Consider the following 10,280-nt stretch of genomic DNA (forward strand, 5'->3'; position numbering starts at 1 on the left):
TCATGACCGAGGTGGACGCCTACCTCGACGCTCGGAACGCGCAGAGAACCGCCAGCCCCTTGCTGCGCGCCGCCTCTGCTCGACGCGCAGCTTGAGACCGTTCGAGAATTACGATCGGTCGTTTAGGCCGTTGGAGACGCGGGCCTATGGAGTGGCTGGCTGGCTGACGCGGTAGAGAGGCGCAGCATGTCCCTTCAAGCGCCAGCCTCGCAATGCTTCACACCCCTTCAGACAGACCTGCCAGGCCCATGTCCACTCCCCGCCCCTTCGCCACCGGTGTCCTGCTGTTGACCGCGCTCCTGTTCCCCGACTGGAGCGCGGAGGCCCGCACCGCCATCGTTAAGGCAGGGGAGGGGTGGAAGCTGGAGGTGGACGGCCAGCCCTACGTGGCGAAGGGCGTGACGTTCAGTGGCACGGGCGGGCCCGCGAACTTCGACAGGGATTGCGAACAGCTGCGCGCCCTGGGCGTCAACACGTTGCGCACCTGGGGCACCGGAGAGGAGACTCGCGCCCTGCTCGATGCCGCGCACAAGCATGGCCTGCGCGTGCTGGTGGGGCTGTGGCTGCGGCCGGGCCGCGCGGGCATGGAGAACGACGACGCGTTTGATTACGTGCGCGACGTGAAGGGCCGTGAGGCGCAGCTCCAGGCCACGCTCGCGCAGGTGCGCCGCTTCAAGGACCACCCTGCGGTGCTCGCGTGGGGACTGGGCAACGAGGTCATTCTCAATTCACCGGATGAGCCGGCGAAGGTCGCCTACGCGCGCTTCCTGGAGAAGGTCGTCCGCGCGGTGAAGAAGGCGGACCCTGGGCACCCCGTGCTGTCCGTGGATGCGTGGACGCTGGGCGTGCCGCTCTGGGAGAAGTACGTCCCGTCGCTGGACGCGTATGGCTTGAACGTCTACGGCCGGGGCATCCACGCGCTGGCGGACGCGGTGAAGCAGGCCAGCGGGCGCAAGCCGTGGTTCATCACCGAGTTCGGCGCCCAGGGCGAATGGGAGGCCCCCAAGGACTCGCACGGTCTGCCCGCGGAGCCGGGGGATGGGGAGAAGTACGCCGTCATCGTGGACGGCTGGCGCAACGCCCTGGCGCCGCACGTCCAGGCGGGCCGGTGCCTGGGATTGTTTGTCTTCAACTACAGCGCGGCGCTGGACCACACAGGCCTGTGGCTGGGAATGCTGTCCGGCACCTCCACCCGGCCGGCGTGGCACGCGGTGCGGGAGGCGTACACGGGCATGAAGCCGGACCCCGCGCTGCCGGTGCCGGTGCGCCTGGAAGTGCGAGGCGTGGAGAAGGAAGGCACGGCCACCTGGGCGAACGTGGTCTTCGACGTCACCTCCGCCACGCCGCTGGACGTGTCCTTCGCCTACAACTTCCGGGGCGCGGCGACCCGGGCGGAGCGCGACCGCGTGACGGTGCTGGAGTCCCGGAAGGGGGCCACCCCCGGCACGTGGCGCGTCCGTCTGCCTGCCGTGACGGGCGTCCTCAAGCTGTATGGCCTGGCGAAGGACGGCGCGGGGAACCTGGTCGCCGCCACGACGTCCGTGGCGGCTCCGACCACTCCCTGAATCACCGCGCTAGAGTGCGGCGCCATGCGTTGGCATCTGCTCTTTCTTTCACTGCTGGTGGTCCCTGTCGGCTGTGCCCACCGGCTGCGACCATCCGACCTGCCTCCACCCACGGCGAGCCATGGGCATCTGGCATTGGCCATGGATGCCTTCCTGGCTGACCCCGCTTCCTACGCGAAGCGGGTCGCGCGGAATCCGGTTCTCGCCGCTGGCGCCTCCTCGGGGACTCCCGTGGATGCTCCGGTCCTGGAGCTGGAGGCCGGACAGGCTCCTGGGGTCTTCAAGGAAGCCGTCCAGGTCCTCGCGGGAAAGCCCACGGAGGCCCAGGTCGTTCAGGCCTTGGGCGACCTCCAGGCGGCGTGCGACGCGGACCTGGAGCAGGCGTGCCAGTTCCTGAAGGAGCAGAGCCTCCCGCCGGCCAGGATCCAGGGTTGGGTGACCCACCCCAAGGAGAGAAGCCTGTCCTTCCGCAGCGAGTACGCCGTGGTCGTCCTGCAATGCCGCATCGACGTGGATGAGCACGTGCGGGACTGCCAGGTCATCGAGGACGGCTCCGGGCAACCCTCCCAACACCTCATCGCGCAGCTGGGTGAAAGCCGTTACCGGCCCTGGAGCCTGGCGGGACATGCCGCGGCCACCTCGTATGGCTTCAACTTCAACCTCCGTTATGGAGGCCCCTCCGATGATGAGCTTTCGCTGGAGCAGAAGCTGGGCTGGGCGCGGCTGCGGGTGGCCCACTTCCCCCAGAGCGGTGGGGCCTGGGCCAACCTCGCGATGCAGCTCGCCGTCCACACGCCGGAGGATCCGGACTACCCGAAGGTGCTCGCACAGGCCTATGCCCTGGCACCCCGATTCCAGTGGATCGCGACGGAGATGGCCTGGCACCGCGTGCAAGCCGGGCAATACGCCGCGGCCCTGATGGCGCTGCGCCCGGTGATCCGCCGCTCCGTGATGGGGGAGCATCCCAACCCCTACGTGCTGGAGACCGCCGCCGCCGCGCACTTCGGCCTGAAGCAGTGCCCCGAGGCACTGGCGGAGCAACGCAAGGCCGTGGAGTTGCTGCCCGCGGAATGGCCCGCGCCGGAGCGGGAGCGCTTCCAGAGCAAGCTCCAGGAGTACCAGGCCGCCTGCGCCACGCCCTGAGCGCTACTTCGTCCAGCTGTCCCCGTGGCCCTTCGTGAGGCCCAGGTCCTTGACCCAGTAGTCCGCGTTCGCGGAGGCGGGGGACAGGGCGACGCCGGTGCTTTCGATCGCGCCATTCTTGACGGAGGCCACCTCCCAGTTCACGTCCTCGGGCTTGTACTGCGCATGGCGCACCTTGTGCTCCGCCATGCCCGCGAAGATGCTCTGGATGCCCAACGCGCCGGCCAGGGTGCGCTTCTGCTGGCCAAGGCCATTGATGAAGTAGTCGCGGATCTCCTCCCGCATGCTGCCGGTCCGGGCGGTCGCGCCGCAGAAACCAAAGGCCTCCGCCCGCGAGATGTAGTGGCGGGCAATCGTCCACATCATGCGGTGCCGGGGCGGCGCGTACATGGCCCACATATCGGTGCCGTTGAACGGCGTCACCGTGTCCGTGTCCTCTTCCTCCATGCCCATCTGCAGGGCCAGATCGCTCTTCATGAAGGAAGGGTGTCTGTCATTGAAGGACAGCATGTCCCCGAGCTTGAGGAACGTGGGGACCGCCGGAGGCCGGGCGAGCGCCTTCTCGAACTGCTTCGGAACCTCGATGACGCAGTTCGCGTCGAAGAAGTATCCCCCGTTCAAGGCCAGCGTCAGGAAGGTCAGGATGTCCTTGGCGGGCGCGTAACCCTTGTTGGCCAGGTAGAAGTCCAGGAGCTGGTCCAGCCTGTCCATCATCATCGCGCCCAGTTCCTTGCGCACGGCCGGAGCCTCCAGCACCTCATCCAGCCCGTGGACCTTGACGCGTTTGCCCAGCGCCTTCTCGAACTCGGGCGCCATCTGGGGCATGCACCAGAAGTACACCGTCGCGGAGGCGAAGTTGGCCGCGAGGGCCTTCGGCGTCTTCGTGTTCGCGTCGTTGGGCTTGCCCGTCCCGTACCAGACGAAGTGCAGCGGCGTCTTGTGGGGGGCCGGGCTCCGCACCGGCTGCGATTCCGGCTCCTCGACGTCGCGCTGAAGGACGTCGAACGGATTGAAGCTGGGGTTGTCCTTCCGGAGGTCGGGGATGGAGAAGGGCTTGGAGCGGGGCATCCCCGGAGTATCCGTGGGTTTCACAGCAAGTGACAACGTCGTGGGAGGTCAGGTCCCCGGGGCTTCAGCGCAGCGACGGGTCCTCGCTGATCCGCGCCACCGCGCCGTGCAGGATGCCGAGCTGCCTTGGGACGCGCTCCAGCAGCGCGCCCAGCACCGGATCATCGCTCGTGCGAGGCAGCGCCAGGGCCGGCAGGGGCGGGGGCTCGCGCCGCTCCTGCAACGCGCGGGCGAGCAACTCCAGGCTGTCGCTGGCCCGCTGCGCCAGCTGCTGCGGCAGCACCGACGTCGTCCTCCCTTCGAACCTCCCCGTGCCCAGCGCCGTCACCGCCAGCGCGAACCTCCGCGCGTAGGTGAGCAGTGCCATGCCCGGCTCCAGGTGCTGGGGCGGGCCCCGGTACTCCGTCATCAACCGCTGGAAGGAGGACTCCGCCTCCAGCAGCGACTGGTCCAGGCGGCGGCGCTCCTCGTTCACCTCCGGCTCCGTGCCGCTGCGGTGCGTGGCCAGCTGTTGCAGGTACTTCCCGTCCGCGCGCAGGGCGGTGGCCGCCGCGTCCGGGAAGCGGCGGCGCTCCGGGCTGGGCCACAGCGTCCAGGAGCCCAGGAGCGCCAGCGCCCCCGCGATGAGCACGCCCAGCGAGCGCTGCGACGCCACCGTCCAGTCCCCGGAGCTGAGCGTGGCCATGAGCAGGTAGTCCGGCGTGAGCAGGACCTGGAACGCGCCGAAGTTCAGCGGCAGCAGCGTCACGGAGACGGCCGTCATCACGCTGATGACGCCAATCATCAGCGGCGGCGTGTGCACCGTGGTCGCGATGAGCGCCGCCAGGCTCGCGCCCACCAGCGTCCCCAGCGTGCGCTGGAGCACGCGCTCCTCCGTGCTGCCCGCGTAGGGCTGGAGGATGGAGATGACCACGAGGCTCACCCAGTGCGCGTCGCCCACCTGCAACGCCCGCGTCAGCCCCAGCGCCGCCGTGGCCACCATCCCCGTGCGCAGCGCGTGCCGCAGCACCACCGAGTCCCGGTGCAGGTGGTCCCGGAGCGGCTGCCACACGGAGCGCCCCGGCGCCTCCTGGGGGCCTCCCACCGTCCCCCTGCCACGCGGCGACACCGGGTCGCCGAAGAGCAGGCCCGACGCCGTCTCGTGCGCCACGCCCGCATACTCGCGCAGCCGGTCCAGCAGCGTGGCGACGTGCGTGGACAGCGGCCCCTCCGTGGTGTGCCGCACCGACGGCGCGGCCATCCTCGCGGGCTGCCGCCGGCGCCGGGGCTTGAGGGCCAGCCGGGGCGGTGCGCGCATGCCCTCGTTGCGCTCCTGCCGCAGCGCCCGCGCCACCCACAGGTCCATCGCGGCGAAGGCCTCGCACAGCCGTGCCACGCGCTCGCGCGTCGCTTGCAGGTGCGGGTCGCGCCCCACCACCTGCATCGCCTCCGCCAGCGCGCTGAGCAGCGCCACCATCGGCTCCGCCAGCTCCACCAGCACCAGCAGGTGCTCGCCACGCCGGGACTCGTCCGGCCTCCCGCGCCGCGTGGCCGCGAGCACGCCGCGCGCCCGTTCGATGTCCGGACGGATCCGCGCATGGCGCTTCAGCCCTTCCGCCCATGCGTCGGGCGTGGCCCCCTCCAGCGTCGCCCCGCGCAGCTCCTCCGCCGCCGCCGCGAGCCCCGCGTACACCTCCGCCACCGCCCGGCGCGCGGGGCGATAGGGCCTCAGCGGCCACAGCAGCAGCGACAGCGCCATCGCCCACAGGCCCCCCAGCAGCAGCGCGGCCCCACGCAGCAGCGCCTCCCGCGGCGAGGCCGCGGGCGCGCCCAGCGACACGACGAAGATGACGGCGAGCTGCCCACCCACGGAGCCCGCCGTCTCGCCGTAGCAGCGCGCGAAGTTCGCCGCCGTGACGCCCAGGAACAGCAGCGTGGCGTCCACCGTGTACGTTTGGCCCGCGGGCGCGGCGAGCATGCCGACCAGCGCCCCCAGCACCGTCACCACGCCCATGACGCGCGCCCGCACGCGGTAGGAGCCGCCCTTGTCCGCGAGCGTGACGAGCAGGGCCGTGAGGCCCGCCCATCCGGCCGCGGGCACCGTGAGCAGGAAGGACAGACACAGGGGCAGGGCGGTGGCGACGGCGGCCCGGATGCCTGCCCACAGGGCCGGTCTCCCGGGCTCCACCCGGAAGAGCGACTGGAGGTGTCTCAGCAGCCGGTGACGGGGCATGGGGGAGCCACCCCAGAGGGTGGCCACGGCCGTTCCCCTCCACAGCCAGGGGAGGCTCCTCCCCCGATGAGCGGACGGCGCCCCGGGCCCGGGCCCGCGGGCCCCTCCCTCCCGAAAGGCCGGGGCAGGCGTCCCTGGCTTCAGCCCGTCCCCAGGGCCGGTTCATCCTCGGAGTCGCCGGGCGCTTCCTCCGCTTCGAGCGCGGTGCCGTCCCACGGGATGTAGCGCACGCCCGGCATCGGCTCCGGGCCGTGGAACTCCAGCGCGCCCACGGTGGAGGTGAGCTTCCGCGTGGGCCGCCACGCGGCGAAGGGATGGGGGCGCGAGAAGAGCTGCACCTCGCACCGGGCCACGTCGCTCTGGGCCACCAGCACGTCCCAGCCCGTGGGGTCGCGGTACGCGTAGCCCACCAGCGTGCGCGGGTCGCACCACGCGCGGCCCTCCATGGCCACGGTGGCGGACGCGGCGCGGAAGGTCAGCTCCCCGGACGCGGGCGACGTCACGCTCGACAGGAGCACGTGGGGCAGCTCGTGGAACGTGTGCTCGGCGTCGCGCGTGCGCAGGTAGATGGGCGACAGCTGCGGGTGGCCCCGCTTGCGCTTCGCGCGCACCGCCATGATCTCCAGCCGCGCGGCTTCGTCCTCGCGGAAGCGCGGGCAGTACAGCCACGTCAGCTCCTCCAGCCGCCGGTGGCCCCAGAGGTGCTTCTGCAGGCCGGGCGCGCCCTTCACGTCGATGCGCTCTCCGTCCACCGTCACCGTGCCTTCGAAGGTGACGTCGTCATGCACGTGGGTGACGTGCGTGGGCAGGGGTAGCAGCGCGGTGCCGCGCGGCTCCCGGCGCACCGGCCCGGAGCTTCCGCCCTGGAAGCGCAGGTCCCACGCAATCGCGTGCCCGCCGCTGGCCACCTGTCCGTGGCAGTGGCCGGGCGTCAGCTCCGAGTCCGCGATGCGCACGCCGCCGGAAGGCAGCGCCGTGAAGGCGGTGGCGGGATGGATGGCCTTGAGCGCCACCGCGGGCCTGTCTTTCGACGCGCAGTCGAACGCCGCCGCCCACATCGTGGCGCGAGGCTCACCGCCGCTGCCCGGGGCGGGGGTGAACAGGGTGTAGCGCAACCACCAGGCACGATCGCCGCCGGGGTCGAGCACCACCAGGAACCAGATCTCGAAGAACCCCCGCTGATGACCGTTCCAGCGCGGCAGGTTGGCGCGCTCGCTCGACGGCATTGGATGAAGCCCCCTCTTCGCGCGGCCGTTCACGGCCCGGACGCCGCGCCCAGGCCTTCACGCTGGCAGAAGGGGACAGGTACGAGCAAGGGGCCCCGGGGTCGCGGATCCGACGAGGGGGGACGCGGCGGACTCAGGAGCCGGGGGCGCCCCAGGACACGCGGTACGTGACGCTGTCGTCGTCGAACTGGACCACGTCCACCTGCGTGGCGGGGCCGCTGGCGGCGCGCACGGTGGCCAGCATCACGCCCTGCTTGAAGTAGCGCAGCAGGCCGGGCTCGTTGAGCCACAGGTCCGCCTCGCGCTCGCCGCGCTCGGTGATGCGCACCTCGGTGTAGTTGTTGCCGGTGCGGAAGCTGTGCTGCGTGCGAAGCAGCATCCGCTTGGGCCCGATGAGCCGCAGCACGCCCAGCAGCGCCCGGCCCACCATCGTGTCGCGGTAGCCGTCGATCATCCGCTCGCCGAGCATCCGCCACGCCACCGGATCCGGCTGCTCCGGGTGGAGCGTCTTCGCCGTCAGCGCCACGCAGCGCGTCCACGTGTCCAGCGAGTACGCCGGCTGCAGGGGCCGGTCCAGGTCCAGGCCCTCCTTGCGCAGCTGCTCCTTGAGGGCGAAGGGCACCTTCCCGGAAAGTCCTCGGACGAAGAGTCCTTCGACGATGGTCGGGAATACGAGTTTCTCGGCGGTGGCCATGGGGCCATTCCGCCCAGCACCGCTGGTTCTGGTCAAGACCTACCGCCCGCGTGGAGTCCGACGCTCGAAAGCGCGGTCGCCCTCCAGGGCCATTCCGTCCCGTTCCCGAGCGCGTGAAACATCGCGTGTGTCCATGTAATTCAAGCAAGGCGTGCAAACACTCCCAGGCGTCGCCGGGCGCGGGCATCTGGTAGCGTCCAGGCGCACTGGTTCCCCGGCTCCCCTCAAGCGCCTTCCGCAAGCTCCGATGACGTCCCGTGCCCTGACGTGCCTGCTGCTGTCCGTGCTGTGCGCGCTCCCGGCGGCGGGCGCCCGTCCGGTGCCCGCTCCGGCCGCGGAGGGGATGGCGATGCTCCAGCGGATGGACACGGCGCGCGTCCAGGGCAGTCCCAGCACGCTGCGCACGGAGCTGGACGCCCAGGAGGCGAAGGCGCCCAAGGACCCGATGCCCCGGGTGTACCGGGCCTTCCTCGCGCTGCCGTCCGACGAGAGCTTCGCCGAGTTCAAGGCGCTGGCGGTGGTGTACCCGGAGAACCCGTGGCCGCACGTGGGCATGGGGCTGGTGTACGTGCGCTGGGGCATGCTGAAGGACGCGGCCGCGCCGCTGGAGACCGCGCGCAAGGTGGTGCCCGGCTTCGCGCCCGCGCTGTGGGCGGACGGCCTGCGCCTCCAGGCGGAGGGCAAGCCCGCGGAGGCGGAAGCCCGGCTGCGCGAGGCGCTGGCGAAGCTGGACGTGCCGCGCTTCCGCACCGACCTGGCGCTGCTGCTGGCGGGACGGCCCGGGGGCGCGGCCGAGGCGCGGGCGCTGCTGGTGCGCTCGGTGAAGGAGTGGCCCGAGCAGCCGGAGGCGCTCCAGGTGCTGTCGCGGCTGGCCCGCGAGGCCGGGGACCCGAAGGCGGGCGCGGAGGCCGGGGCGTTGCTCGTCGCGCTCCAGCCGCACGACCGCGAGGCGCACCGGCGGCAGGCGGAGGCGTGGCTCGCCGCGGGGGACAAGGCGCAGGCGGTGAAGATGCTGGAGCGCTACGCGACGCTCGGAGGCGCGGAGCCCGCGGTGCTCGCCACCTGGGTGCGGCTCAACGTGGAGTTGAACCGCCCGGAGGACGAGGCGAAGGCGCTGGTGCGTCTGGCCGCCGCGACGCCGAAGGATCCGGAGCCGCTCTTGCGGCTGGCGACGCTGGCGGAAGCAAGACAGGACGCGGCCGGCACCGAGGCGCGGCTGGACCAGGCGGTGGCGCTCGCGCCACAGCGCGCGGACATCCAGGTGCGGCGGGCGCGGCTGCTGCTCAAGCAGGAGCGCTACTTCGAGGCCGTGGCGGCATACCGAGCGGCGCTCGCCGCCCCGGAGCGGCCCGTGCCCGAGGCGGCGGAGGAGGCCGCGCAGCTCAACAAGAAGCTGCGGCTGCCCGCGACGCCCGCGAAGGGCACGGTGGAGCAGATCTACGACCGCGTGTCGCTGGGGCTGGTGGCGCTGTACCTGGAGCACCTGATGGAGAAGCCGGACCTCAAGGGCAACCTGAAGGTGCGCGTGGACCTGGACCCCACCGGGAAGGCCACGAACGTGGTGGTGCTCTACGACAGCCTCCAGGACGTGCTCATCACCCACCACGCGCACGTGGCCTTCATGGACGCCCAGTACCCACCCGGCAGCCCGTCACCGGAATACCAGTACGTCTTCCGCCCTCCGCGCTGAGGCGGACATCCCGGCGCTTCTCCTACCGGAAGCGGGTTGACGCTGGCGGCACCGGACGGCACAGACTCCAGGCCTCACGTCAGGAGCCTGCCCGTGAACGCCACACCGCTGCCGCCCACCGCCCTGTGGCACCGCACGCTGGCCGTCACGCGGCACGCGCTGGAGACAGGGGCGCTCCAGCCCATCGCCACGGAAGCGCGCACGCTGCCCATCGCGAACACGGCGTTCCAGGTGCGCGTGCTGGGTCGGGTGGCGCTCAAGGAGCGCAAGCGGCCTGCACCGTCCCAGGCCGAGCCGTTCAACCCGTTCGCGAACCCGGAGCCGGACCTCGTGCTGGGGGACGTGCCGCCCGCGCATGTGTGCCTGCTCAACAAGTTCAACGTCGTGGAGCACCACCTGCTGCTGGTGACGCGGGCCTTCGAGCCGCAGGACGCGCTGCTGACCCGCGCGGACTTCGACGCGCTCTCCACGTGCCTGGAGGGGCTGGACGGGCTGGCCTTCTACAACGCCGGGGAGACGGCCGGCGCGAGCCAGCGGCACAAGCACCTGCAGCTGGTGCCGCCCCTGGGGCCGGACGGCTACCGCGCGCCGGTGGAGGCGCTGCTCCCCACGCTGCCGGGGCCGGGCCGCGTCATCGCCGCGGAGTCCTTGCCGTTCGCGCACCTGCTGGCGGGCCTGGGGC

The 10,280-nt window shown here is 71.7% G+C and carries 8 protein-coding genes; 4 read left to right on the forward strand and 4 right to left on the reverse strand.

Features of this window, described 5'->3' with window-relative positions:
- Positions 1-248 precede the first annotated feature (248 nt).
- Both D7W79_RS31920 and D7W79_RS31925 read left to right on the forward strand, forming a co-directional pair.
- Positions 249-1,565: a glycoside hydrolase family 2 TIM barrel-domain containing protein gene (locus D7W79_RS31920; RefSeq protein WP_120529150.1), complete on the forward strand. Its 1,317-nt coding sequence runs from the start codon at positions 249-251 to the stop codon at positions 1,563-1,565.
- Between the two features lie 231 nt (positions 1,566-1,796).
- Entirely contained in the window at positions 1,797-2,708 is a 912-nt protein-coding gene (locus tag D7W79_RS31925; protein WP_120529151.1) for a tetratricopeptide repeat protein, read from the forward strand.
- Positions 2,709-2,711: 3 nt separating this feature from the next.
- On the opposite strand, the gene D7W79_RS31930 is transcribed toward D7W79_RS31925, so the two are convergent.
- The 4 genes from D7W79_RS31930 to D7W79_RS31945 form a co-directional block, all read right to left on the reverse strand.
- The gene (locus D7W79_RS31930; RefSeq protein ID WP_120529152.1) at positions 2,712-3,776 is read right to left on the reverse strand and encodes a hypothetical protein; all 1,065 of its coding nucleotides are present in this window, start codon (positions 3,774-3,776) and stop codon (positions 2,712-2,714) included.
- A gap of 64 nt (positions 3,777-3,840) precedes the next feature.
- On the reverse strand, positions 3,841-6,015 hold the full coding sequence (locus tag D7W79_RS31935; protein ID WP_244222082.1) for an FUSC family protein: 2,175 nt from the start codon (positions 6,013-6,015) through the stop codon (positions 3,841-3,843).
- 113 nt (positions 6,016-6,128) lie between these two features.
- Positions 6,129-7,214, reverse strand: a complete 1,086-nt coding sequence (locus tag D7W79_RS31940; protein WP_120529153.1) for a hypothetical protein — start codon at positions 7,212-7,214, stop codon at positions 6,129-6,131.
- A 133-nt stretch (positions 7,215-7,347) separates the two neighbouring features.
- A complete protein-coding gene (locus D7W79_RS31945; protein WP_120529154.1) occupies positions 7,348-7,908 on the reverse strand; it encodes a DUF2378 family protein in 561 nt (186 codons plus the stop codon).
- A 247-nt stretch (positions 7,909-8,155) separates the two neighbouring features.
- Here D7W79_RS31945 and D7W79_RS31950 point away from each other — a divergent pair, with 247 nt between their 5' ends.
- Complete coding sequence (locus D7W79_RS31950; protein ID WP_120529155.1) at positions 8,156-9,598, forward strand: hypothetical protein; 1,443 nt, start codon at positions 8,156-8,158, stop codon at positions 9,596-9,598.
- A 93-nt stretch (positions 9,599-9,691) separates the two neighbouring features.
- Positions 9,692-10,280: ATP adenylyltransferase family protein (locus D7W79_RS31955; protein ID WP_120529156.1), on the forward strand; the 589-nt coding region annotated here is incomplete at its 3' end.

Origin of the sequence: Corallococcus exercitus, assembly GCF_003611585.1 — a bacterium.
Lineage (GTDB): Bacteria > Myxococcota > Myxococcia > Myxococcales > Myxococcaceae > Corallococcus > Corallococcus exercitus.